Source organism: Streptomyces sp. NPDC052079 (genome assembly GCF_040680275.1).
Lineage (GTDB): Bacteria > Actinomycetota > Actinomycetes > Streptomycetales > Streptomycetaceae > Streptomyces.
Window position 1 is genome coordinate 112590 of sequence record NZ_JBFAWL010000013.1, and the last position, 22648, is coordinate 135237.

Consider the following 22648-nt stretch of genomic DNA (forward strand, 5'->3'; position numbering starts at 1 on the left):
CGCCCCATTTCTCGTTCGCCGCCCGCCGGTTGACCGGGTGCGCTGAAGCCCCGCCGGCGCCACAGCGTAGCGGTCGTGATCTTCGGGCTCGCAGCCGATTCCCGCATCGGGCGGGCGGGCAGGCAAGATGGGGGCGTGACCCTCATCGATCAGCTCCCGCCGACCGCCGATCCCGACGCCCTGTACGAAGCCTTCGAGTCGTGGGCCCAGGAGCGCGGTCTCACGCTTTATCCCCACCAGGAGGAGGCGCTGATCGAGGTGGTCTCCGGCGCGAACGTGATCGTGTCGACGCCCACCGGTTCCGGCAAGAGCATGATCGCCGCGGGCGCCCATTTCGCCGCCCTGGCGCGCGACGAGGTCACCTTCTACACCGCGCCGATCAAGGCGCTGGTGTCGGAGAAGTTCTTCGAGCTGTGCAAGATCTTCGGCACGGAGAACGTCGGCATGCTCACCGGTGACGCGTCCGTGAACGCGGACGCCCCGGTCATCTGCTGCACCGCGGAGGTGCTGGCGTCGATCGCGCTGCGCGACGGCCGGAACGCCGACGTGGGACAGGTCGTGATGGACGAGTTCCACTTCTACGCGGAGGGGGACCGCGGCTGGGCCTGGCAGATTCCCCTGCTGGAGCTGCCGCAGGCGCAGTTCGTGCTGATGTCGGCGACGCTCGGCGACGTCTCCTTCTTCGAGAAGGACCTCACCCGTCGCACCGGCCGCCCCACCGCCGTGGTCCGCTCGGCGACCCGGCCCGTGCCCCTGTCCTACGAGTACCGGTACACACCGCTCACGGAGACGCTCACCGATCTGCTGGCGGCACGCCAGGCGCCGGTCTACATCGTGCACTTCACGCAGGCGCAGGCGGTGGAACGGGCGCAGGCGCTGATGAGCATCAACATGTGCACGCGCGAGGAGAAGGACCGCATCGCCGAACTCATCGGCAACTTCCGGTTCACCACCAAGTTCGGCCGCAATCTCTCCCGTTACGTGCGGCACGGCATCGGTGTGCACCACGCCGGCATGCTGCCCAAGTACCGGCGGCTGGTGGAGAAGCTCGCGCAGGCGGGTCTGCTGAAGGTCATCTGCGGCACGGATACCCTCGGTGTGGGCGTCAACGTCCCCATTCGCACGGTGCTGTTCACGGCCCTGACCAAGTACGACGGCAATCGCGTACGGACCTTGCGCGCCCGTGAGTTCCATCAGATCGCGGGCCGCGCCGGGCGGGCCGGCTTCGACACCGAGGGCTTCGTGGTGGCCCAGGCCCCGGAGCATGTGATCGAGAACGAGAAGGCGCTGGCGAAGGCCGGCGACGATCCGAAGAAGCGGCGCAAGGTCGTGCGCAAGAAGGCACCCGAGGGTTTCGTCGCCTGGAGCGAGCAGACCTTCGACAAGCTGATCGCTTCCGAGCCGGAGCCGCTGACCTCCCGTTTCCGGGTCACCCACACGATGCTGCTGTCGGTGATCGCCCGGCCCGGAAACGCGTTCAAGGCGATGCGGCGGCTGCTGGAGGACAACCACGAGCCGCGCAGGCAGCAGCTGCGGCACATCCGGCGGGCGATCGCCATCTACCGCTCGCTGCTGGACGGCGGCATCGTCGAAAAGCTCGACCGGCCGGACGCCGAGGGCCGCATCGTCCGCCTCACCGTGGACCTTCAGCAGGACTTCGCGCTGAACCAGCCGCTGTCCACGTTCGCCCTGGCCGCGTTCGAGCTGCTGGACCCCGAGTCGCCGTCGTACGCGCTGGACATGGTGTCCGTGGTGGAGTCCACCCTGGACGACCCGCGCCAGATCCTCGCCGCCCAGCAGAACAAGGCGCGCGGCGAGGCGGTCGCCGCGATGAAGGCCGACGGGGTGGAGTACGAGGAGCGCATGGAGCGCCTCCAGGACGTCAGCTACCCGAAACCGCTGGAGGAACTGCTCTTCCAGGCGTACGACACCTACCGCAAGAGCCATCCCTGGGTGGGCGACCATCCGCTGTCGCCGAAGTCCGTGGTCCGGGACATGTACGAGCGGGCGCTGTCCTTCACGGAACTGGTGTCCCACTACGAGCTGGCGCGCACGGAGGGCATCGTGCTGCGCTACCTCGCCGGCGCCTACAAGGCGCTGGAGCACACCGTGCCCGACGACCTGAAGACCGAGGACCTGGAGGATCTGATCGCCTGGCTGGGCGAGATGGTGCGCCAGGTCGACTCGAGCCTGCTGGACGAGTGGGAGCAGCTGGCGAATCCGGAGGAGATGACCGCCGAGGAGGCCCAGGAGAAGGCGGACCAGGTCAAGCCGGTCACCGCCAACACGCGGGCCTTCCGCGTCCTGGTCCGCAACGCCATGTTCCGCCGGGTCGAGCTCGCCGCCCTCGACCAGGTGGAGGAGCTGGGGGAACTGGACGCCGAGTCGGGCTGGGACGCCAACGCCTGGGGCGAGGCGATGGACAAGTACTGGGACGAGTACGACGAGCTGGGCACGGGCCCGGACGCCCGCGGCCCGAAGCTGCTGCTGATCGAGGAGGAGCCGGAGAACGCACTGTGGCGGGTCCGGCAGATCTTCGACGACCCGAACGGCGACCACGACTGGGGCATCAGTGCCGAGGTCGACCTCACCGCCTCCGACGCGGAGGGACGCGCGGTCGTCCGCGTCACCGATGTCGGCCAGTTGTGACCACAGGAGGATGCCGCCCATGACCAACCCGGCCGAGAGCCTCGTCGCCCTGCTCGACCTGGAGCAGATCGAGGTCGACATCTTCCGTGGCCGCAGCCCGCAGGAGTCGTTGCAGCGGGTCTTCGGCGGCCAGGTGGCCGGCCAGGCGCTGGTTGCCGCCGGCCGCACCACGGAGGGCGACCGTCCGGTGCACTCGCTGCACGCGTACTTCCTGCGCCCGGGCAGGCCCGGGGTGCCGATCGTGTACCAGGTCGAACGGGTGCGGGACGGCCGGTCGTTCACCACCCGCCGGGTCACCGCGGTGCAGCAGGGCCGCACGATCTTCAATCTCACCGCCTCCTTCCACAAACCCGAGCAGGGGAGTTTCGAGCATCAGCTGCCGCCGGCCCGCAGGGTTCCGGACCCTGAGTCGCTGCCGACGGTCACCGACGAGATCCGTGAGCATCTGGGCGCGCTCCCGGAACAGCTGGAGCGGATGGCGCGCCGCCAGCCCTTCGACATCCGCTATGTGGACCGGCTGCGCTGGAAGCCCGAGGACGTCGAGGGCGCCGAGCCGCGCAGCGCGGTGTGGATGCGGGCGGTCGGTCCGCTCGGCGACGATCCGCTGGTGCACACCTGCGCGCTGACCTACGCCAGCGACATGACCCTCCTGGACGCCGTGCGGATCCCGGTGGAGCCGCTGTGGGGTCCGCGCGGCTTCGACATGGCGTCCCTGGACCACGCCATGTGGTTCCACCGCCCATTCCGTGCGGACGAGTGGTTCCTGTACGACCAGGAGTCACCGATCGCGGTTGGCGGCCGGGGCCTTGCCCGGGGCCGCATCTACAACCTCGAGGGGCAACTAATCGTGTCCGTGGTGCAGGAGGGACTGTTCCGCAAGTTGGACTGACCTGCGGTTTCACCAATCATCGGCGGGGCCCGCAGTGGAAAGCGTCCAACTGTTCGTCCAGCTCCGCGCAGATCCGTGAGACCTCGCTCTTGGATATCCCGGTGTCCGAGCCCAGGGGCTTGACCAGGTCATCGACCGACCGGGTGGAGACGCCGTGGACGTGCGGGTGTCGGTGTGCTCTCCCCAGTCCGCGCCGATCTTCGCACTCGCCTCGGTCTCGATCAGTTCCTGCAGTAGCCGCTCAGCAACCTCCCGGACCGGTTCAAGACCATCCGCCGAACGTAGTGACTCAAGCAGACGAAGTAAGTCATGCTGGGACAAGGCCACCGTGCACCTCCCGAGGTCGAACTGCCCGTTCACCAAGGACAGTTGCACGGTGGTCTGCCAGTTGAGCAGGGAGTATTCACCCGTAGACGGTGCACTCCAGGGAGCGGAACCCGCGCACTCAACCGCGGGGATCCCTACACCACTCAGCGGGACGCCATCCCTGGTCCGGGTGATGCCGGGGAGCGCGAGAGCGGCCCTGACAACGCCAGGATGTGTCCAGTACTGCCGGATGGGGCGGGTCCGGCAAGCGTGATGGAGAGGAGTACCGCGAGGAATTCATGTCGGACACGCGCTCGACAACCTTGGCTGGCTGCTGGACGAGCAGCTCGGTTCCGTGGAGGGCGTCAGGTACGCCGGTGCTGATGAGCGGCGACGGCCTGCTCAAGGCCCACACGAAGACCATTAGCCAGGACGACGGCGAGAAGCCGGCCCTCCGAACCGCCTTATTGCGGGCATCGCGGCGGGCTTGGGACGATTTCACCGGCGGTCAGGGCGGGCGTCAGCACCTAATCGACGGCCTGACGACCGCGGCCGGGCAGCACACGATGCTGTCGGTCGTCACAACCGGACCCCAGGTCGACGTCGGCCTGATCCGCCACCACATGGCGCAGCTCGTGGTGCGGCTTGGCGAGCAGCTCGGCACCGAGCACCGCAAGCCCGCGCCACAGCCGGAAGGGGGCACCGCAGCGTGACCGGACCGCGCCACGACCCGGACATGATCAGGCCCTACGTCCGCACGGGCGGGCACATCCGCCCGTGCAGGGCTGTGCGCCTGGAAAGTGTGGTCATGGCCCGGCCCCCACACCTGCCCTGCGCGCTCTCACGCCTACCTCATCGCCGGAACCGCGATCAGCTACCTCCTCGACGCCTTCCCGGAGATAGACCTTGCTGTCCCGCCGCTGACCTGCGTTGGCGGCCCGGCCCTTTCCACCGTGCCTTGGAAGCCCTTCCGGCCCTCTTCCCGCCGCACACTGAGGAGCTCACACTCATGTCCGAGCAGCCGATACTCATCCTCGACCCCACCGGATCCGACCGCCACGGCGAGCACCGGGCCCTGCGCGCCCAAGGCTCGGCGGCACGGGTCGACATCCTCGGCGTCCAGGCATGGGCCGTCACCGATCCGGCCCTTCTCAAGCAACTCCTGAGCAGCCCGCAGGTCTCCAAAGACGGCCGCGCCCACTGGCCCGCCTTCGCCGACACCGTCCCCACCTGGCCCCTCGCCCTGTGGATCGCGGTGGAGAACATGTTCACCGCCTACGGCCCCGACCACCGTCGGTTGCGCCGCATGATCGCCCCGGCCTTCAGCGCCCGGCGAATCGCCACCATGAAGGACGCCATCGACCGCATGGCGACCACCCTCATCGACCGCCTGGCCACGCTGCCCCCGCACGAACCGGTGGACTTACGCGAGCACCTGGCCTACCCGCTGCCCATCGCGGTGATCGGCCACCTGATGGGCGTACCCGAGAGCCAGCGCGACGCCTTCCGTCAGGTCGTCGACGGCGTCTTCGACACGACCCTCACCCACGCCGAAGCCGAGGCCAACACCGCCACCCTGTACGAGCAGGCGGACCAACTCATCGACACCAAGCGCCGCACCCCCGGCGACGACCTGACCTCCCTGCTCATCGCGGCCCGCGACGACGAAGGCGACGGCGGCGGCTTCACGGACCAAGAACTGCGCGACACGCTCCTGCTGATGATCAGCGCCGGGTACGAGACCACCGTCAACGTCATCGACCAGGCCGTCACCGCCCTGCTGACCGACCCCGAGCAGCTCGGTCACCTCCGCGCCGGCCGCGCCGACTGGAGCGACGTCGTCGAGGAGACCCTGCGGCACGAACCCTCCGTCAAGCACCTGCCCCTGCGCTACGCCGTCACCGACATCCCCCTGCCCGACGGACGGACCATCGCCGCGGGCGAGGCGATCCTCGCCTCCTACGCCGCCGCCAACCGCCACCCCGACTGGCACGGCGCGTCCGCCGACCGCTTCGACGTCACCCGGCCCACCAAGGACCACCTGGCCTTCGGCCACGGCGTGCACTTCTGCCTCGGCGCCCCACTCGCCCGACTCGAAGTCACCACCGCCCTGCGCCTGCTCTTCGACCGCTTCCCCGACATCCGCCTCGCCGTCCCCGCCGGCGAACTGCGACCGCTCCCCACCCTGATCAGCAACGGACACGTCACCCTGCCCGTACACCTGCGGCCGGATACCCGCTGATCACCACTTCGGCCTGGAAGACCGTCGTCACCACCACCCCGACCACATCTCGCTGCCGGAACCGGCTGGCGGTCTGGGTCCTGACACCTCGTCCAGAGGCCGCTCCGAGCGGGTACCGACCGACAACGGCGCTGGCCTGGAGGGCCGGATGCTGGTTCCGTGGTGCGGGATGGGCTGTTCTGGCCGCTGTAGGTCAGCTGAGTTTGTGGCGCCAGCGGCCGAGCAGGCCGCGGGGCGTCCCGCGAGCCGGTTGGACGGGCCGTGGCGGCCGCCGGGCCGGGCCGGGGTGGCGTGGGGCCGGGTGGGGTGCCGGACGGTGTTGCCTTGCCTCTTGGGCCAGCCGGGTCAGATCGGCCTGGAGCCAGGCGATCTCATCGGGGTCCTGTGCCGTCATGAGGTCCTCCGCGATGTGGGCTGCCGGTGAGCCGGGAGATCCGTGGGAGGGCGGCGGTTCGCGGAACCCGCTCAGCAGGGACCGCTCGTAGGGGTTGGTGACGACCTGCGAGACATGGAGCGGGTCGAGCAGCGAGGCCACGGCTCCGGCCCGCGCCCAGGGGTGGCCGGCCTGACGGAGCAGGTGACCCAGGTGGCGGGCGCGCCAGTTGCGGGGACGCAGGTCGAGGCCGGCGTCCAGCATGCTCCTGAGGTTTTCCGGCGTGCGTCCCTTCAGCAGTGGTGCGTTCTTGTCGTCGGCCGCGAACAGCCTCAGTTCTTCGGCCAGGTAGAGCCAGACCACGGCCCGGTAGCGGTTCAAGTAGAACCTCACCGGCACCAGGAGTCCCAGCCGGGCCAGGCGGGTGAACCGGGCCTTCGGCACCTCCATGAGGGCGGCGCCCTCGGTGGTTCCCACGGCCTCCACGCTTCGGCGCAGGGTCTCGGGGAATCCTGGCCCGGCGCGGAGCCGCTCGATCTCGGCCCGGGCGACCCGTCGGCCACCGCCGCCGTCACGGGTCGTGCGGATCCGGCCGAGGTGCACGGCGAGGTCGAACTCGGTTCGCTTGAGGCAGAGTTCACGCGCCGCGCGCCCCGTCGTGACCCAGGCGCCACGGTCTTCCGTGGGCTGCTCGGCGGTGTCGCGGGCGGTTGCGTCGCGGGTGAGGATGTGGTGTCCGGGCATGCTCGTCTCCCCCGTGGAGTGTGGGCGGTGGCGCCGGGTGCGCCGCGGAAAAAACCGTAGCCGCTCCGTCACATTCCGTGGCGAGCCTGTGGAAAACCTCGAGCAGAGGACAAAAGCCCAGGTCAGAGATTTGGTCCGGGTTCCGGTTGGCGGGCGTCCACGTCCAAGTGCTCGCCGACCCGGTTGACCAGCAGGGTCATTTCGTACGCGATCCGGCCGATGTCGGCCTCGGCGCCGCTCAGCACGCAGAGACAACTGCCGGTACCGGCCGCGGTGACGAAGAGCACCGCGTCGTCGAACTCGATCATGGTCTGGCGCACCCCGCCCGCGCCGAAGTGCCGTCCGGATCCCTTGGCGAGGCTGTGCAGGCCGGACGACACGGCGGCGAGATGCTCCGCGTCCTCACGGCGCAGCCCCGTACTCGCGCCCGTCACCAGCCCGTCGTTGGAGAGGACAAGCGCGTGCCGCACATGTTCGACGCGTTGGGTCAGGTCGTCCAGCAGCCAGTCGAGTCCCTGGTTCTGCCCCATGTCGTGAATCTCCCCCTGCTCTTTCCCCGTGGTCTGCCCCGTGTCCGTCCCCTCCTGGCGGGAGGGTCCTCGGCCAGCCTTCCCCACGACCGGGCGGCGGGCAAGGAGGATGGAGGCCATGGGACACAAGATGACCGAGGAAGAGTGGCGGGAGTTCGTCTCGTCCGGAACCCGCACGGCCAAGCTCGCCACCGTCCGGGCCGACGGCAGCCCGCATGTGGCGCCGGTGTGGTTTCTGCTCGACGGGGACGACGTGGTCTTCAACACCGGCGCGCGGACCGTGAAGGGGCGCAACCTGGCTCGTGACGGACGCGTCGCCCTCTGCGTGGACGACGACCGGCCGCCGTTTTCCTTCGTGGTGCTGCAGGGCCGGGCGCGGCTCTCGGAGGACCCCGGGGAGCTCCTGCACTGGGCCACCCGGATCGCGGCGCGGTACATGGGCGAGGACCGTGCCGAGGAGTTCGGGGCGCGCAATGGGGTGCCGGGCGAACTCCTTGTCCGCGTCAGGATCGAGAAGGCCGTGGCGATGGCCGACCTCGCGGACTGACACCCCGCCCGCGGGGCGGCCGGCGCGCGTCATCCCACCGAGTCGAGCAGCCGGGCGGTGTGCATCCGCCCGGCGTACTCGACGAGCCGGATCAGCACCTCCTTTCCCGAGTCGCGCTCACGCGCGTCGCACAGCACGACGGGTGTTCCGGCGTCGAGGTCGAGCGCGCGGCAGACGTTCCGCGTGTCGTGGCGCCGGGCTCCCGCGAAGCAGTTGACGGCGACCACGAACGGGATCCGCCGATGCTCGAAGTAGTCCACCGCGGGGAAGCAGTCCTCCAGGCGCCGGGTGTCCGCGAGGACCACCGCGCCCAGAGCGCCCTGCGCCAGTTCGTCCCACAGGAACCAGAAGCGGTCCTGGCCGGGTGTTCCGAAGAGGTACAGGGACAGCCCGGAGCGGATGGTGATCCGGCCGAAGTCCATGGCGACGGTCGTCGTGACCTTCTGGTCCACCCCGTCGGTGTCATCCACCGAGCGGCCGGCTTCGCTCAGCAGTTCCTCGGTGCGCAGCGGACGGATCTCGCTGACCGCTCCCACCAGCGTGGTCTTGCCCACGCCGAATCCGCCGGCGACCAGTATCTTCAGCGCCAGCGCGGACGTGTCGCCGCCGGGTGCGTCGGAGTGTTCAGGGGCCATCGATCACTTCTCTCTGGAGTGCCGGCCGCGGTCGGCAGGGGCAGGGTGTGCCGCGCGGGCCCGGGAGGAGCGCCACCGCCGCGCGGCATGGGTGCGGTGACGCCTACAACGGCACGGCCGCGGTGACGCCTACAGGGCCCGCAGGCCCGCGATCACCTCGCGGAGGATGCGCTCGTCGGGCAGGCGCGCGGGGGGTACGGGTCGGCTGACGGTGACGCAGCCGCGTTCCAGCAGATCGCCGAGGAGGACCCGGACCACACCGACGGGCAGATCGGTCCCGGCGGCAAGTTCGGCGACCGACTGTGTCTCCGGACGGCACAGTTCGATCAGCGCGCGATGCTCCGGGCCGAGGGCCGGGTCGTGCGCCTCGGGTGCGGCCGGGGCCAGGGTGACGAGGGCGATCAGGTCGAACCGCACCCCGTCGGGGCCGGACCTGGTGCGTCCTCCGGTCATCGCGTACGGCCGAACCAGGGGCCCGGCCTCGTGGTCGTACCACTGGCTGCCCCGCTCGCGCGGGATGCCCGTCGTGTCCTCGGTCATCTGCTCGGACCGCTTCCTCGTCTCATCCGGCGGCCGGTGGCCGCGCGCCGGCGCGCGGCGCGGTGCGCAGGTGCTCGCCGACGCGTTTGACCAGCCGTGCCATCTCGTAGGCCACCAGGCCGATGTCCGCGGTCACCGCGGTCAGCAGGGCGAGGCAGGAGCCGTCTCCGGCGGCGGCCACGAACAGGAAGCCGTCGTCCATCTCGACCATCGTCTGGCGTACCCCGCCGGCCCCGAAATGCCGGCCCGCGCCTTTGGCGAGGCTGTGGAAGCCGGAGGCGACCGCCGCCAGGTGCTCGGCGTCCTCGCGTCCGAGGCCTTCGGAGGCGCCCACGGCGAGTCCGTCGTTGGACAGCACCACGGCGTGCCGCAGGCCGGTGACGCGGAGCACCATGTCGTCGAGCAGCCAGTCGAGTTCACCGGATCGCCGGCCGGCCGTGGTGCGCGGTTCCTGGATCATGCGGGGTCTCCTTCGGTGCTGTGGCCGCGCGGACCGGGAACGGCGCCGGGGCCGGGCGGTGTGCCGCCCCCGCGCGCCCAGCCGTCGCGATAGGCCGTCATGCGGTCCCGTACGAGTTCGGGGGTGCGGTCGTCGATGCCGTCGTGTCGCTCGGACGCGGGCGCGCCGTCCTGGCGGCCCTCGCGCAGTTGCGGGGCGAGGCTGGCCTGGCGCACCCGGCGTGGGAGGTCGTCGGAGCCGGCCGGCTCCTCCTCCGGGCGGTGCAGTCGCAAGGGGGCGGCTCCCGGGAGTCGGTTCGCGGGGGTGTTCCGCGGGGGGCGGGTGCCGGCGTCCGGCGCGCCCTTGCGCCCTTCCGCCCTGGCCGTGCCGCCGTACGACGGGCCGGTGCCCGTGCCCGCTCCGGCGGGGCCTGTGGCGTCCACCGCGCCGGTGCCTGCCCCGGCTGGGGTGACGTCCGCCGGGGCCGTGACCGGGGCGGCCAGGGCCCGCCGGTCGCCGGGTGCGGGGACGGCCTCTTGGAGCGGGGCGGCGCCGGGCACGGGTGCGGAGGCGTGTTGCCGGCGGGGCTCCCGCCGGGCCGTGGCGCCGGTGGAGCCTTCCGGCGGGCCGTTGCCGTCGAGCAGTGCGGTGGGCAGCAGGACGACCGCGGTGGTGCCGCCGTACGGGGAGGTCCGCAGGTGCACCTTGATGGCGTGCCGCGCGGCCAGCCTGCTCACCACGAAGAGGCCGAGCCGGTCGCTGTCGAACAGGTCGAGGGCCTGGGACTCGGTGATGCGCCGGTTGGCCTCGGCAAGGGTCTCCTTGCCCATGCCCAGGCCCCGGTCCTCGACCTCCAGGGCGTAGCCGTTCCCGACGGGTTCGCCGGTGACGCGGACGCGCGTGTGGGGCGGCGAGAACTGGGCGGCGTTCTCGATGATCTCGGCGAGGAGATGGGTGAGGTCGGCGACCGCCGTGCCCACGACGGAGGTCTCGGAGAGCTGCCGTACCTCCACGCGCGCGTAGTCCTCGACCTCGGAGACGGCGGCGCGCACGACGTCGGTCAGCGGGACGGGCATGCGCCAGGCACGGCCGGGTGCCGCTCCGGACAGGATGATGAGGCTCTCCGCGTGGCGCCGCATCCGTGTGGTGAGGTGGTCGAGGCGGAAGAGGTCGCTCAGCTCTCCGGGGTCGTCGGAGCGGCGTTCCATGCTGTCCAGCAGACTCAGCTGGCGGTGGACGAGGATCTGACTGCGACGGGCCAGATTGACGAATACTCCGGAGATCCCGTCGGCCAGTTCGGCGCGCTCCACGGCGGCGCGCAGTGCGGCCCGGTGCACCGTGCCGAGCGCCTCGGCGACCTGACCGGTCTCGTCCTGCGTCCGGGGTCCGGGCGGCGCCTCCGCCTCGATGTCGATCTCGCCGCCCGCACGCAGGGTCCTCATGGCCTCGGGGAGTTTGCGGTGGGCGATCTCGAGGGCGTTGTCGCGCAGGCCGATCAGTTCGACTACGAGGCCCCGGCCGATGCGCACCGAGATGACGAGCGAGGCGGCGACGGCGGCGAGGCCGAGGAGTACCGCGGCGCCGGCCGGGCCGAACAGCCCACGGGTGACCGGGTCGGCCCGGTGGGCGACACGGGTCGCCGCTTCGGCGCCGAGGGTCCGCATGCCGTCCCGCACGCGGGCGTGCGCCGCGTTCCACGCGTCCCGCGGGGCGGCTTGGACGGCCCGGGTGCCGGGGGCGGCGGCGAGCACGTCGTCCTCGGCGGTGTACAGGCTGGCGTAGTCCGGGCTGTCGGCGAGGGTGTTCCAGGCGGCGCGTGCGGGGTCGCGCAGGTCGGGGACGGCGGAAGCGGTGAGCGTGCGGCGCAGTTCGACGGCTCCGGTGAACAGGCGCAGCCGCTCCCCGCCGAGGCCGCCGCCGTCGAGCCGGGCACTGGTCAGGAGAGCGTCCTCCTGGGCGAGGGCCTCTCCCGCGCGGGCGAACTCGAGCACCACGCGCGCGTCGGCGCCGAGTTCGGCGTCCTGGATGCCGGTGAGGGCGCCGCCGACGCCGAAGGCCGCGGCGATGGTGCCGGTGTACCGGCCGTAGGTGTCCTCCCAGCCGGCGCTGCCCGCACGGACCGCCGTCCGCAGCGGGCGCAGGCGTTCGGCCGCGGCGATGAAGGTGTCCAGCCGGTCCTCCACCGCGCGGGGCAGTTCCTCGCCGTCGGCGACGGTGCCGTGCTCGCCGAGCCGCAGGGCCGCGACGGCCCGGTCGGTGCTGCGGGCGAGTCGCGTCAGCTCGTCGGTCCCGACCGCCGACGCGTCGGTCGCGCGGCGCACCGCGGCGGCGCGTTCGGCCTGCAGGGCGGTGACGGCGGCGGAGACCGGGGCACGGACCGCGGCGTCCACGCGCTGGGCCTGGCGCAGTCGGGAGATGTCCTGGGCCGTGGTCACGGTGGCGTACGCCCACAGGGCGAGCAGGGAGACGACCGGCACCATCAGCAGGCAGATGATCTTGGCGCGTACGGTACGGGGCCCGTTGAGCCCTCGTCGTGTGCGCCCGGCCGCCTGGACGGGGCCGTACGGGAGGCCGGGGCCTTCGTCGGCCGGTGGTCCCGCGTGTGCGCGCCGGCCGCGGGCAGGAGGCGGGGACGGTGCCCCGGCGCGGGCTGTCGGGGTCCTCCGGGATGTGCGCATGGACTCCTCGCTCGGGAGGGTTGTGGGGCGGGCCGGTCCGACACCGGCGCCGCGGGGGGCCGGGTCAGTGGGCGGTGTGTTCGACCGGCCGCCGGGCCGGGGTTTCGCCCTCCCCGGCCGAGGGGGACAGCGCCACGAAGGCCGAGGTGAGGAAGAGGTAGGACCCGAGTCCGACGGCGAGCGGGAAGATGAACTGCATCGCCGTGGCCCCGTCCAGTGGTGCGCCGGAGGGGGCGACGCGCACGCTCACCGCGAACATCCCCGTGTAGTGCATGCTGCTGACCGCCACGCCCATGATCAGGGACGCCACGGTGACCGCGCGGGGCGAGTGGATGTTGAGCGCCGCCCACAGGGCCGCGGTGGCCGCGAGGACGGCGATGAGGACGGACAGGCCGACGAGCACCGGGTCGTAGCTCACCTCGCCGTGCAGCCGCACCGCCGCCATGCCCAGGTAGTGCATGCTCGCGACGCCGAGACCGGTGGTGAGCCCGCCGAGCAGCAGGGCCCGGACACGGTCACGGCTGCGGCCGACGGCGAACACGCCGGCGCAGACGACGGCCATGGCGACGAGCAGGCTGGCCACGGTGAGCGGTACGTCGTAGCGGATGCCGGTGCCGCTGACGCCGAATCCCAGCATGGCCACGAAGTGCATGGTCCAGATGCCGGTGCCGATCGCGGAGGCGGCGGTGAGCAACCAGTTGCGGCGTGCGCGGCCGGTGGTGGCGAGCGCGCGGACGGTGCAGCGCAGTCCGAGGGCGGCGCCCGTGCAGGCCATCGCGTACGACAGCACGGGGGTGAGCCATCCCAGGGTGGCGTGGTCCAGGTGTCCCATGGCCCCGGGACGCTAGGGGGCGCGAGCGCGTGAAGGGGGCGCGTTTCGAAAGCGGTTGGAATCTGACGCAGCGGTGCACCGGAACGACCGCGTCGCGCTCGAACGTGCGCACTGCGCTGTCGCTCGTCCCGGTGAGGAATCATGCGGAGCATGAGCGACGACCACACACACGTCCAGGAGTTCTTCACCGCGCGTGCCGGTGACTGGGACCGCCGCTTCCCCGACGACGGCCCTGCCTACGCGGCGGCGGTCGCCGAGCTCGGTCTGCGGGAGGGCGGCCGGGTGCTCGACGCGGGCTGCGGCACCGGACGGGCCCTGCCTCCGCTGCGCGCGGCCGTGGGCCCTTCGGGGGTGGTGCTCGGCGCGGATCTGACCGCGGCCATGCTGCGGGAGGCGGCACGGGCCGGACGGGACCGCGACGGGGCGCTGCTGCTGACCGATGTCGCCGCGCTGCCGCTGCGGTCCTCCTCGCTGGACGCGGTGTTCGCGGCGGGGCTGATCGCGCATCTGCCGGACCCGGCCGGGAACCTCCGGGAGATCGCGCGGGTGGTGCGGCCCGGCGGTGTCCTCGCGTTGTTCCACCCGATCGGCCGGGCGGCGCTCGCCGCGCGCCAGGGCCGCACCATCACAGCGGACGACCTCCGCGCGGAACCAAACCTCCGGGCGCTGCTGGCCGGTTCCGGCTGGCGCATGACGTCGTACGCCGATGAGGACGACCGCTTTCTGGCGCTGGCCGTTCGAACGGGCTGAGCACCGGACCGAACGCCGGGGTCAGTCCGGGTGCCGCACCGGGCATCCCCGGAGCCCCGGTACGGGGGAGGTGCCCAGGTCGGCGAGCCGGTAGCCGTACGGGTAGCTCTTGATCTCGCGGTTCTGCCGGGCGAAGTGCGGGGCGCGGCGGGGCGGCAGCAGCCGGACGGCGCGGCCCCGCAGCCGTACCGCGCGGCGCACCCACGCCCGCGTGGCCGCGCTCGGCGGGGTGTACCGGAAGGCGCGCAGCAGGGGTTCGTCGAGCAGCGCGAGCGTGGCGGTGCGCAGCACCGGGGCGAGCGGGCGCGGATACCAGGAGGCCATGAGGTCGAGGGTGGCGTCCGAGACCCGTCGCGCGCCCTCGTCCCAGCCGAAGTGGGCCTGCTCGTAGGCGTCCAGACAGCTCGCGAACTCCTCGTAGGACCCGGGGATGTCCTTGATGCCCATGTGCCTGCCGAGCGTCCGGTAGTGGACGGTACTGGCGACGATCTCGTGCTGCGACAGCCTGCGCCATCCGTAGGCGTCGATCCACCGCCGGGGCATCACCACGAACGTGCACAGGACGTAGCGCATGTCGTCGTCGGGGATGTCGTAGGCGTGGTGCATCCGGTTGATGCGGCGGAGCGCCGTCCGGCCCTGCGGACTGCCGAAGCCGTGCTCGACGATGGCGTCGAGGAGCAGCGAGGTGTCGTCGTAGCGCTTCTGGGAGCGGTCGGTGAGCTCCGCCGTCTCGGCGAGCAGCCGGCCGATCCGGGGGACGGCGTAGGTGCGGTAGAGGGCCAGTTCCAGGGATCGGGTGTAGTCCCAGGGGAACTCGTAGGCGGAGCTGAGCCGGTAGATCTCCGTGGCCTGCCGGTACGGGTCCATCCGCCGGATGCGTTCCAGCCGCTCGTAACGTCGCACGGTGCCGCCCCCTTCTTTCGCCGACGCCGCAACTCTACGTTGAGCAGCAGGACACGCACGGTCGGAGGGCGATTTCGCGCGGAGGGAAGGTGGGCCCCATGTGGCGGACGGTTCGTGGCATCGGAAGCAGAGTGATCCGCGGTCTGCGCGCGGGGGAACGGTCCGGACCGAAGGAGCGTCCGCACAACCTGTTCGAAGCCGCGGCGGCCTATGTCTCGGCCTGCGCGGAGGACGACCAGGACCGGATGGAGGAGGCGGCCGGCTGGGTGTCGCCGGAGGCGCTGTCGTTCGGGGTGAACGAACTGGCGTGCCGCGCGGTCGTCGCGCTCGCGCGGGAACGGGACGAGTCCCCGGGGACGGTCGCGCGGGCACTGCTGGGGCTGCCCGCCGCCTGACCCGCCGGTCCGCGCGTGGCCGATTCGCCCCGTCCGGGCGGAAACCTGCAGCTCCGGGCGTGGCTGCGGGGTCGTGACAAGGGGGTCGGGGTCGGCATAAGGTGCGCGCCGATGGACGAAGCGATGGGGAGGCTGGGATGGCCGGGACGGACGAGGAAGCCGTCGCCGCCGCGGACGACGCGCTCTATGTGCTGACGGCGGCGCTGCTGACGCCGGCGAAGTTCCCGAGCGTGCTGGGCGACGACTATCCGGAGGCGTGCGCCGCGCTCGGCCTTCCGCCCCTCGCCGACGGGTATGGGCTGGTGCTCGGCCAGGACGGCGAGGGCGCCCGGTGGACCGTCGTCGTCGACGACGTCTCGCTGGTCGCCGTCGCGATCGCGTCCTGGGACTGCGGCATGGAGCATGATCTGTCGCCGGACGAACGCACGGTTGTCGCCGCGCTGCCCGGCTGGCCGCTGGCGGTCGCCGTCGCGGCGCCCAACGTGCCCGCGCCGCACGACCCCGGTCCCGAGGTCGCGGACCGGCCCGCTCTGACGCCTCCGGACGCCTCGGTCTGGGGGCCGGCCCAGCGTCGGCTGGGGGCCGACGAGATCGCGCTCCAGTGGGCGATCTGGCGGGAGCAGGTCGACGACGCGGCGTTTCCGGTGCCGGGCGGCCTGGCGGAGGAGGCGGGCGGTTCCGGCGAGGACGGCCCCAAGGACGCGCCGGACGATCGCAAGGACGGGGACGGCAGCGGGGACGTGCCGCGGGGCGGTCACAGCGGGATCCGGCGGGTCCTGGCGGAGGCGCGCGCCTATGTCGACTCGCCGCCGCCGCTCGGCCGGGTGCGGTCGTCCTTCGCGCCGGGCGGTGCCCGTACGCTGCGCGCCGACGGGCCCGGCTGGTCGCTGGTGGCCAGGACGGACGACATCGCGTTCGTCCTGCTCGACGAGGAACCCGGCGAAGTGCTTCCGGTGGGCAGGGGGCCGCAACTGCCGGGCCTGCTCGAGGCACTGGACCAGATGGCCGTACGACCCCTCTGAGCAGGCGCGGCCTTCGGCAAGGGCGCGGGTGAAGGACGCTAGCGTGTGCTACGGCCCCACGTGTGGGCGTCGTTCCGTATGGCGCCAACCCATCGAAGACGGCGAGGTCGGGCCCTCACCATGGGGCAGTTCCTTGATCAGCCCTGCCCCTCGTCCGTAGCCCGTCCTTCCGGAGGCCGTCATGCGCCCGTCCCGTGGCGTTCCGCTGCTCGCCGCCGTCCTTGCCGCCGCCACCCTCTCCGCTCCGACTCCGGCCGGTGCGGCCGGGGACGGCCACTGCGCACGCCAGGAGCAGGTGCGGGTGCCCGGCGCGGCCCATCAGCGCACTGCCTGTCTGACCGATCTCACGACCGCGGGGCTGGCCGGCACCCCGTACACCGACCTGGCCGACCAGGCGGGACTGACCGCCGCGGCCACCCGGTCGCCGTCCGGTGTGCCCGGAGTGCAGGTCGACGGCTACTTCCCGGACACCTCCCGCTTCAACAACACCCATGGCTGGGCGCACGACGCGCAGTTCGTGATCCGGCTGCCCGACCGCTGGAACGGCGGGCTGGTCGTCACCGGCGCGCCCGGCAACCGCAAGCAGTACGCGACCGACAAGGCGATCTCCGACCAGGTGCTGGCCCAGGGCTACGCCTATGCGGCGACGGACAAGGGCAACAGCGGGGTGGACTTCTACAACGACGGGAAGCAGCCCGGTGACGCGGTCGCCGAGTGGAACACGCGGACCACGGAGCTCACCCGGGCCGCCCGGCACGCGGTGGCCCAGCGCTATGGGCATGCCCCACGCCGGACGTACGTCACCGGGGTCTCCAACGGCGGCTACCTCACGCGCTGGCAGCTGGAGAACCACCCGGAGCTCTACGACGGCGGGGTGGACTGGGAGGGCACCCTGTGGGCCGACCGGGGGCGCCACCCGCTGCTCTCCCTGCCCGTAGCGGTGGCCAGGATGTACGGCAGGGCGACGGACGAGGACATGTACGCGGCCGGCTTCGCCCGCGGGTCGGAGTTCCTGTGGCCGTACCACGAGAAGGCCTATTGGGGCGTCACCCAGAAGATCTACCGTGCGGAGTTCGACCCGGACTACGACCCGGGCTGCCCCGGCGCCTCCGCGGGATCGACGGTGGAGGAGATCCTGGCGCCGTGCCCCTCCGACGCCGCCTACGACTACGCCTCCCGTCCGGCGTCCGTGCACCGTGCCGTGAACCGGGTGGCGCTCACCGGGCGGATCGGCAAGCCGATGATCACCTTGCACGGCGACCTGGACGCGCTGCTGCCCAAGGCCGTGGACTCCGATGTGTACGACGGCATGGTCGAGGCGAGTGGGCGCGAACACCTGCACCGCTACTACACGGTGCAGGACGGCACGCACGTCGACGGCCTGTACGACTCCTATCCCGACCGGCTGCGCCCGATCCTGCCCTGCTACCGCTCGGCGTTCGACGCCCTGGTCGCGTGGGTGGAGCGCGGGGTCGCACCGCCCGCGGACCGGACGATCGACAGGCCCGCGAGCGGTGACGTGGTCAACTCCTGCGCACTCGCCGCCGGTGAGCGGTGACGCGCCGGCGCCGCCTCAGCGGCGCAGCTCCTTGCGGGACTGGCGGCGCAGCCTGCGCCGCTGTGCCGGGTCCAGGGCCAGGTACGCGGCGGCCGGGACTCCCAGGACTATCAGGAGGGCGGCCCACCAGGGCAGCCAGATGAGCAGGATCAGTCCGACCGCCACACCTCCCACGGCGATCTTGGCGTTCTTCGACATGAGTGTCGCCTCCTTCGCGGCCACTGCCGCTCTCTGTCGTGAAAACGGGCCCGCGCCTTCGGCGGTTCCGGACCGCGACCCCGAGACCTCCCTGAGGTGCGCCCCCTAAGGTCCCGAGTGTCCGCGGGGAGCTCTCTCGTCGAGAGGGCCCCCGCAGACCCCTTCATGGTGACCCAGCTCACAGCACACGCATACCCGGTCAGCGGCGTTCATGCTGTACCTTCGGCGACTCCGGCTTCACTAGTCAAGTTTGAGGACTCCTGTCATCGCAGCGCTGACGACTCCCCCGGCCTCCCCCTCCGCGCCCTCCGCACCAGCCCATTGCCCTGTCGTCTTCGTACCGGGCGAACCCGCCCGCGCCGGACGCTTCGCCTTCTGGCGGCCCGGCGGTTCGGCTCCCCCCTCCGTGACCGGAGCGTCGGCCGGACAGCTGACCGTCGTCGTGCCCGGCGACGACGGCGTGGAGGCGGTGCGCGTCCCCGCCGCGCTGCTGCCGGTCGAGGCGGCGCTTCCGCTCCTCACGCGGGCCCGTGTCGCGGAGGACGGGCACCGGGCCGCCGTGTTCTGGGGCGCCGCCGCCCTGCACGCCCTGCACCTGGTGGCGCGCGGGCTGCTGTTGCCGGGCGTGTCCCCCGCCGACCACGACGCCTGGCGCGTCGGCCCGCTGGACGCGGAGCACGTCGAGGCGATCCGCCGGCTCGCCGCGGCGATGCCGCCCGAGGCGCATGCCGTGCCGTTGAACGCTTCGGGCGCGCCTCGTCTGGCGGAGCCCGAACGGCTGCTGCGCGCGTTCTTCGACGCGGTCGCCGACACCCTCCCCCGCTCCCCGGCCGCCCGTCTCGTGACCGGCACCGCGGCCTTCGCGGTGCCGGAGCCCCAGCGGCTGCCCGAGCTGCGGACCTGGGCCGCCGACATCGCGGCGGGGCACGACGCGGGCGTACGGCTGTCGCTGCGGATCGAGGTGCTCGGGACGACGGACGCGGCGGACGACGTGTCCGACGGCGCGGACGTGTCGTTCCGGGCCGTTCTGCAGATGCACGGGGTGACCGATCCCGCTCTGGTCGCGGACGCCGCCGCGGTGTGGGCGGGCGCCTCGGACGCCGCCTTCGGCCCCCGCGCGCAGATGGACGCCCTGCTCGCGCTGCGCCGCGCGGCGCGGGCCTGGGCGCCGCTCACTCCCCTGCTGTCGGCGTCCGTGCCGGACGCGGTCGACCTCGCGGAGGAGGAGATCACCGAGCTCCTCGGCGAGGGCGCCCGGGCGCTCGCGGCCGCGGGCGTCGACGTGCACTGGCCCAAGGGGATGGTCCGCGGACTGACCACCCGCGCGGAGGTGGGTCCCCGCGGCGACGGACCAGGGCACGGGCGGGCCGGCCCCGGGGAAGGCCCGTCGTCCCTGTCCGCCGACGCACTGCTCGCGTTCGACTGGTGGTTCGCCCTCGGCGACCGCCGCCTCACCCGCGAGGAACTGGACCGGCTGGCCGAGCAGAACCGGCCCCTGGTGCGGCTGCGCGACCAATGGGTCCTGGTGGATCCGCGGGAGCTTGCCCGCGCCCGTGCGCGACAGGACCACAAGATCACGCCGGTCGACGCGCTCGGCGCGGCGCTGACGGGCTCCGTGGAGGTCGACGGCGGCCGGATCGAGGTACGGCCCACCGGGTGGCTGGCGGCCCTGCGGGACCGGCTCGCGGACCCCGAGGCCCAGGAACCCGTCGAACAGCCCGCCGCCCTGGACGCCACGCTGCGGGACTACCAGCGGCGCGGACTGAACTGGCTGGCCCGGATGACCTCACTGGGCCTGGGCTGCTGTCTCGCGGATGACATGGGCCTGGGCAAGACCATCACCCTGATCGCGCTGCATCTGCACCGCCAGACCGACGCCGCGTCGGCCGGACCCGCCCTCGTGGTCTGCCCGACCTCCCTGATGGGCAACTGGCAGCGGGAGATCGAGCGGTTCGCGCCCGGTACTCCGGTGCGCCGCTTCCACGGGGCCCGGCGGGCGCTGGACGGCCTCGCGGACGGTGAGGTGGTGCTCACCACCTACGGCACCATGCGGCTGGACGCCGCCCGGCTGGCCGGGGTCACGTGGGGCATGGTCGTCGCCGACGAGGCCCAGCATGTGAAGAACCCCTACTCGTCGACGGCCCGCGAGCTGCGTTCCATCGGGGCACGCGCGCGCGTGGCGCTCACCGGCACGCCGGTGGAGAACAACCTGTCCGAACTGTGGGCGATCCTCGACTGGACGACCCCCGGTCTGCTGGGCCGGCTGGGCACCTTCCGCACGCGGTACGCGGAAGCCGTCGAAGGCGGCCGGGACCCCGCCGCCGCGGACCGGCTGGCCCGGCTGGTACGGCCGTTCCTGCTGCGCCGCCGCAAGTCGGACCCGGGCATCGCACCCGAGCTGCCGCCCAAGACGGAGACCGATCACGCCGTGTCGCTCACCCAGGAGCAGACGGCACTGTACGAGGCCGTGGTGCGTGAGGCGCTGGCCGAGATCTCCGGCGCCGGGACCATGGCGCGGCGCGGCATGATCGTGAAGCTGCTGACCGGACTGAAGCAGATCTGCAACCACCCGGCGCAGTTCCTCAAGGAGGAGCGGCCGGTGGTCGCCGGGCGGTCCGGGAAGCTGGAGCTGCTGGACGAGCTCCTCGACACGGTCCTCACCGAACAGGCCGGGGTCCTCGTGTTCACGCAGTACGTGCGGATGGCGCGGTTGCTGGAACGGCATCTGGCCGCGCGGGGCGTTCCGACGGAGTTCCTGCACGGCGGCACACCGGTAGCCGAACGCGAGGCGATGGTGCGCCGGTTCCAGGACGGCGAGGTCCCGGTGTTCCTTCTGTCGCTGAAGGCGGCGGGCACCGGGCTGAACCTCACCCGCGCGGAGCACGTCGTGCACTACGACCGCTGGTGGAACCCCGCCGTCGAGGCCCAGGCGACGGACCGTGCGTACCGCATCGGCCAGACCCGGCCCGTGCAGGTGCACCGGATCATCGCCGAGGGGACGATCGAGGACCGCATCGCCGAACTGCTGGTGCGCAAAAGGGAGCTGGCCGACGCGGTGCTCGGCTCCGGTGAGGCGGCGCTCACCGAACTGACGGACGCCGAGCTGGCGGACCTGGTCGAGCTGCGAGGGGGACCGCGATGAACGCCTACGACGGTGACGACACCGGTATGGAGCGAACCTTCGCCGCGCTGCCGCCCGCGCGGGGCCGGGGTTTCGCGCAGACCTGGTGGGGCCAGGCCTGGCTGACGGCGCTGGAGGGCACGGCGCTGGACACCGAACAGCTCAAGGCGGGCCGCAGGCTCGCCCGCGCGGGATCGGTCGGCGCGGTGACCGTACGGCCCGGTCGCATCACGGCGGTCGTACAGGACCGGGACCGCACGGCGCACCGCGCGGACGTCCTGCTGCAGGAGCTGTCCGGGGAACAGTGGGACCGGTTCCTCGCGATGGCCGTCGAGCGGGCCGGTCATGTCGCGGCGCTGCTCGACCGCGAGATGCCCACCCACCTCGTCGAGGACGCGGAGCTGGCCGGCGTCGAGCTGCTGCCCGGGCTGGGTGATCTTGAGCCGGAGTGCGACTGCGGCACCTGGGACCACTGCGGTCACACGGCGGCGCTGTGCTACCAGCTGGCCCGGCTGCTGGACCAGGACCCCTTCGTCCTGCTGCTGTTGCGGGGACGCGGTGAGCGCGCCCTGCTGGAAGCGCTCCGGACGCACGGCGAGGCGTCAGCGGGGCGGCCGGCCGCGCGGAGTGCGGAGGGCGTGGACGCGGCCGAGGCGTACGCGGCCGGGGACATCCTGCCGTCGCTTCCCGGCCTTCCCGCCCTTCCTGCGGAGCCGGGCGTTCCGCCCTCGTTGGACACGGAGACCGTGCCGGCGGCCGGCATCGACACGCCGGCGCTGGAGTTCCTGGCCTCCCGTACCGCCGCGCGGGCTCACCTCCTGCTGGCGGAGGCGCTGCGGGGAGGGCGGGAGGAGCATGCCGTCGAGGAGCCCTCGGTGGCGCGGGACGCGGTGCGGCTGGCCGTGGGTGAGCCCGGCCGCGCGGTGGCCGACCGGCTCGCCGAGGGGTCCGGACGCGGCCGGGAAGGGCTGGCCCTGGCCGTACGGGCTTGGCGGCACGGCGGTCCTGCGGCACTGGCCGTGCTCGACGAGGAGTGGACGGTGCGGGGCGAGAGCCTCGCCCGCGCGCGTGCGGCCCTGGAATCGGCCTGGGACGCGGACGAACGGCCGGCACTGCGCTCCCGGGCCAACCGCTGGACGGTCGTCGACGCGCCCGTGCAGCTTCGGCTGAGCCGCGACGGCGGCTGGTGGCCGTACCGCAAGGAGCGCGGGCGCTGGGTCCCGGCCGGAAGCCCCGCCCAGGACCCGGCGACCGCGCTGGCATCGGCGGAGCGTGGCTCGCAGGAGTGAGCGCCTGC

General features: G+C 72.5%; 20 protein-coding genes and 2 pseudogenes. 12 read left to right on the top strand and 10 right to left on the bottom strand.

The window, feature by feature from the left end; genetic code table 11:
- Positions 1 to 135: 135 nt before the first annotated feature.
- Complete coding sequence (locus AB0L56_RS20190) at positions 136 to 2649, top strand: DUF3516 domain-containing protein (RefSeq protein ID WP_361023795.1); 2514 nt, start codon at positions 136 to 138, stop codon at positions 2647 to 2649.
- Positions 2650 to 2668: 19 nt separating this feature from the next.
- Positions 2669 to 3538: an acyl-CoA thioesterase II gene (locus AB0L56_RS20195; RefSeq protein WP_361023798.1), complete on the top strand. Its 870-nt coding sequence runs from the start codon at positions 2669 to 2671 to the stop codon at positions 3536 to 3538.
- A gap of 37 nt (positions 3539 to 3575) precedes the next feature.
- On the opposite strand, the pseudogene AB0L56_RS20200 reads toward AB0L56_RS20195, so the two are convergent.
- Positions 3576 to 3865, bottom strand: a pseudogene (locus tag AB0L56_RS20200) (transposase); the annotation flags it as partial.
- Positions 3866 to 4227: 362 nt separating this feature from the next.
- Here AB0L56_RS20200 and AB0L56_RS20205 point away from each other — a divergent pair.
- The 3 genes and pseudogenes from AB0L56_RS20205 (at position 4228) to AB0L56_RS20215 (ending at position 6086) form a co-directional block, all read left to right on the top strand.
- Positions 4228 to 4557 carry a roadblock/LC7 domain-containing protein gene (locus AB0L56_RS20205; protein WP_365425009.1) on the top strand — a complete coding sequence of 110 codons (330 nt, stop codon included), beginning with the start codon at positions 4228 to 4230 and terminating at the stop codon, positions 4555 to 4557.
- A gap of 102 nt (positions 4558 to 4659) precedes the next feature.
- Positions 4660 to 4817: pseudogene (locus AB0L56_RS20210) on the top strand (cytochrome P450); the annotation flags it as partial.
- A gap of 36 nt (positions 4818 to 4853) precedes the next feature.
- Complete coding sequence (locus AB0L56_RS20215; protein ID WP_365425106.1) at positions 4854 to 6086, top strand: cytochrome P450; 1233 nt, start codon at positions 4854 to 4856, stop codon at positions 6084 to 6086.
- A gap of 193 nt (positions 6087 to 6279) precedes the next feature.
- Here the strand turns inward: AB0L56_RS20215 and AB0L56_RS20220 are convergent, their stop codons facing one another.
- Positions 6280 to 7203 (bottom strand): DUF6397 family protein, encoded by a 924-nt coding sequence (locus tag AB0L56_RS20220; protein ID WP_365425011.1) that lies wholly within the window; start codon positions 7201 to 7203, stop codon positions 6280 to 6282.
- Positions 7204 to 7325: 122 nt separating this feature from the next.
- Positions 7326 to 7733, bottom strand: coding sequence for a roadblock/LC7 domain-containing protein (locus tag AB0L56_RS20225; RefSeq protein WP_361023807.1), 408 nt, complete (start codon positions 7731 to 7733; stop codon positions 7326 to 7328).
- Between the two features lie 118 nt (positions 7734 to 7851).
- On the opposite strand from AB0L56_RS20225, the gene AB0L56_RS20230 reads away from it, so the two are divergent.
- Positions 7852 to 8280 carry a PPOX class F420-dependent oxidoreductase gene (locus AB0L56_RS20230; RefSeq protein WP_361023810.1) on the top strand — a complete coding sequence of 143 codons (429 nt, stop codon included), beginning with the start codon at positions 7852 to 7854 and terminating at the stop codon, positions 8278 to 8280.
- A 29-nt stretch (positions 8281 to 8309) separates the two neighbouring features.
- Here the strand turns inward: AB0L56_RS20230 and AB0L56_RS20235 are convergent, their stop codons facing one another.
- The 5 genes from AB0L56_RS20235 to AB0L56_RS20255 all read right to left on the bottom strand — a co-directional run bounded on the left by AB0L56_RS20235 (position 8310) and on the right by AB0L56_RS20255 (position 13404).
- On the bottom strand, positions 8310 to 8915 hold the full coding sequence (locus tag AB0L56_RS20235) for an ATP/GTP-binding protein (RefSeq protein ID WP_365425014.1): 606 nt from the start codon (positions 8913 to 8915) through the stop codon (positions 8310 to 8312).
- A gap of 129 nt (positions 8916 to 9044) precedes the next feature.
- Positions 9045 to 9455: a DUF742 domain-containing protein gene (locus AB0L56_RS20240; protein ID WP_365425016.1), complete on the bottom strand. Its 411-nt coding sequence runs from the start codon at positions 9453 to 9455 to the stop codon at positions 9045 to 9047.
- A gap of 22 nt (positions 9456 to 9477) precedes the next feature.
- Positions 9478 to 9915 carry a roadblock/LC7 domain-containing protein gene (locus AB0L56_RS20245; RefSeq protein ID WP_361023818.1) on the bottom strand — a complete coding sequence of 146 codons (438 nt, stop codon included), beginning with the start codon at positions 9913 to 9915 and terminating at the stop codon, positions 9478 to 9480.
- Positions 9912 to 12572, bottom strand: coding sequence for a nitrate- and nitrite sensing domain-containing protein (locus AB0L56_RS20250; protein ID WP_365425018.1), 2661 nt, complete (start codon positions 12570 to 12572; stop codon positions 9912 to 9914). The genes AB0L56_RS20245 and AB0L56_RS20250 overlap by 4 nt, the downstream gene beginning before the upstream one ends.
- 64 nt (positions 12573 to 12636) lie before the next feature.
- The gene (locus tag AB0L56_RS20255) at positions 12637 to 13404 is read right to left on the bottom strand and encodes an MHYT domain-containing protein (RefSeq protein ID WP_365425020.1); all 768 of its coding nucleotides are present in this window, start codon (positions 13402 to 13404) and stop codon (positions 12637 to 12639) included.
- A 150-nt stretch (positions 13405 to 13554) separates the two neighbouring features.
- On the opposite strand from AB0L56_RS20255, the gene AB0L56_RS20260 reads away from it, so the two are divergent.
- A complete protein-coding gene (locus AB0L56_RS20260) occupies positions 13555 to 14154 on the top strand; it encodes a class I SAM-dependent methyltransferase (RefSeq protein WP_361023827.1) in 600 nt (199 codons plus the stop codon).
- A 21-nt stretch (positions 14155 to 14175) separates the two neighbouring features.
- On the opposite strand, the gene AB0L56_RS20265 is transcribed toward AB0L56_RS20260, so the two are convergent.
- Positions 14176 to 15057, bottom strand: coding sequence for an oxygenase MpaB family protein (locus AB0L56_RS20265; RefSeq protein ID WP_365425022.1), 882 nt, complete (start codon positions 15055 to 15057; stop codon positions 14176 to 14178).
- A gap of 98 nt (positions 15058 to 15155) precedes the next feature.
- Between AB0L56_RS20265 and AB0L56_RS20270 the strand changes: the two genes are divergently transcribed.
- The 3 genes from AB0L56_RS20270 (at position 15156) to AB0L56_RS20280 (ending at position 18032) form a co-directional block, all read left to right on the top strand.
- Entirely contained in the window at positions 15156 to 15452 is a 297-nt protein-coding gene (locus AB0L56_RS20270) for a hypothetical protein (RefSeq protein ID WP_365425024.1), read from the top strand.
- Positions 15453 to 15589: 137 nt separating this feature from the next.
- Positions 15590 to 16474 (top strand): hypothetical protein, encoded by an 885-nt coding sequence (locus AB0L56_RS20275; protein WP_365425026.1) that lies wholly within the window; start codon positions 15590 to 15592, stop codon positions 16472 to 16474.
- A gap of 181 nt (positions 16475 to 16655) precedes the next feature.
- Positions 16656 to 18032 (top strand): tannase/feruloyl esterase family alpha/beta hydrolase, encoded by a 1377-nt coding sequence (locus AB0L56_RS20280; RefSeq protein WP_361023839.1) that lies wholly within the window; start codon positions 16656 to 16658, stop codon positions 18030 to 18032.
- Positions 18033 to 18047: 15 nt separating this feature from the next.
- On the opposite strand, the gene AB0L56_RS20285 is transcribed toward AB0L56_RS20280, so the two are convergent.
- Complete coding sequence (locus AB0L56_RS20285; protein WP_361023841.1) at positions 18048 to 18230, bottom strand: hypothetical protein; 183 nt, start codon at positions 18228 to 18230, stop codon at positions 18048 to 18050.
- A gap of 274 nt (positions 18231 to 18504) precedes the next feature.
- Between AB0L56_RS20285 and AB0L56_RS20290 the strand changes: the two genes are divergently transcribed.
- Complete coding sequence (locus tag AB0L56_RS20290; protein ID WP_365425108.1) at positions 18505 to 21372, top strand: DEAD/DEAH box helicase; 2868 nt, start codon at positions 18505 to 18507, stop codon at positions 21370 to 21372.
- Positions 21369 to 22640 (top strand): SWF or SNF family helicase, encoded by a 1272-nt coding sequence (locus tag AB0L56_RS20295; protein ID WP_365425029.1) that lies wholly within the window; start codon positions 21369 to 21371, stop codon positions 22638 to 22640. The genes AB0L56_RS20290 and AB0L56_RS20295 overlap by 4 nt, the downstream gene beginning before the upstream one ends.
- Positions 22641 to 22648 lie beyond the last annotated feature (8 nt).

Excerpts from the sequence above, each read along its gene's own strand:
- AB0L56_RS20195 (WP_361023798.1), top strand. The coding sequence starts at position 2,669 with ATGACCAACCCGGCCGAGAGCCTCGTCGCCCTGCTCGACCTGGAGCAG.
- AB0L56_RS20205 (WP_365425009.1), top strand. The coding sequence starts at position 4,228 with ATGAGCGGCGACGGCCTGCTCAAGGCCCACACGAAGACCATTAGCCAG.
- AB0L56_RS20215 (WP_365425106.1), top strand. The coding sequence starts at position 4,854 with ATGTCCGAGCAGCCGATACTCATCCTCGACCCCACCGGATCCGACCGC.
- AB0L56_RS20220 (WP_365425011.1), bottom strand. The coding sequence starts at position 7,203 with ATGCCCGGACACCACATCCTCACCCGCGACGCAACCGCCCGCGACACC.
- AB0L56_RS20225 (WP_361023807.1), bottom strand. The coding sequence starts at position 7,733 with ATGGGGCAGAACCAGGGACTCGACTGGCTGCTGGACGACCTGACCCAA.
- AB0L56_RS20230 (WP_361023810.1), top strand. The coding sequence starts at position 7,852 with ATGGGACACAAGATGACCGAGGAAGAGTGGCGGGAGTTCGTCTCGTCC.
- AB0L56_RS20235 (WP_365425014.1), bottom strand. The coding sequence starts at position 8,915 with ATGGCCCCTGAACACTCCGACGCACCCGGCGGCGACACGTCCGCGCTG.
- AB0L56_RS20240 (WP_365425016.1), bottom strand. The coding sequence starts at position 9,455 with ATGACCGAGGACACGACGGGCATCCCGCGCGAGCGGGGCAGCCAGTGG.
- AB0L56_RS20245 (WP_361023818.1), bottom strand. The coding sequence starts at position 9,915 with ATGATCCAGGAACCGCGCACCACGGCCGGCCGGCGATCCGGTGAACTC.
- AB0L56_RS20250 (WP_365425018.1), bottom strand. The coding sequence starts at position 12,572 with ATGCGCACATCCCGGAGGACCCCGACAGCCCGCGCCGGGGCACCGTCC.
- AB0L56_RS20255 (WP_365425020.1), bottom strand. The coding sequence starts at position 13,404 with ATGGGACACCTGGACCACGCCACCCTGGGATGGCTCACCCCCGTGCTG.
- AB0L56_RS20260 (WP_361023827.1), top strand. The coding sequence starts at position 13,555 with ATGAGCGACGACCACACACACGTCCAGGAGTTCTTCACCGCGCGTGCC.
- AB0L56_RS20270 (WP_365425024.1), top strand. The coding sequence starts at position 15,156 with ATGTGGCGGACGGTTCGTGGCATCGGAAGCAGAGTGATCCGCGGTCTG.
- AB0L56_RS20275 (WP_365425026.1), top strand. The coding sequence starts at position 15,590 with ATGGCCGGGACGGACGAGGAAGCCGTCGCCGCCGCGGACGACGCGCTC.
- AB0L56_RS20280 (WP_361023839.1), top strand. The coding sequence starts at position 16,656 with ATGCGCCCGTCCCGTGGCGTTCCGCTGCTCGCCGCCGTCCTTGCCGCC.
- AB0L56_RS20285 (WP_361023841.1), bottom strand. The coding sequence starts at position 18,230 with ATGTCGAAGAACGCCAAGATCGCCGTGGGAGGTGTGGCGGTCGGACTG.
- AB0L56_RS20295 (WP_365425029.1), top strand. The coding sequence starts at position 21,369 with ATGAACGCCTACGACGGTGACGACACCGGTATGGAGCGAACCTTCGCC.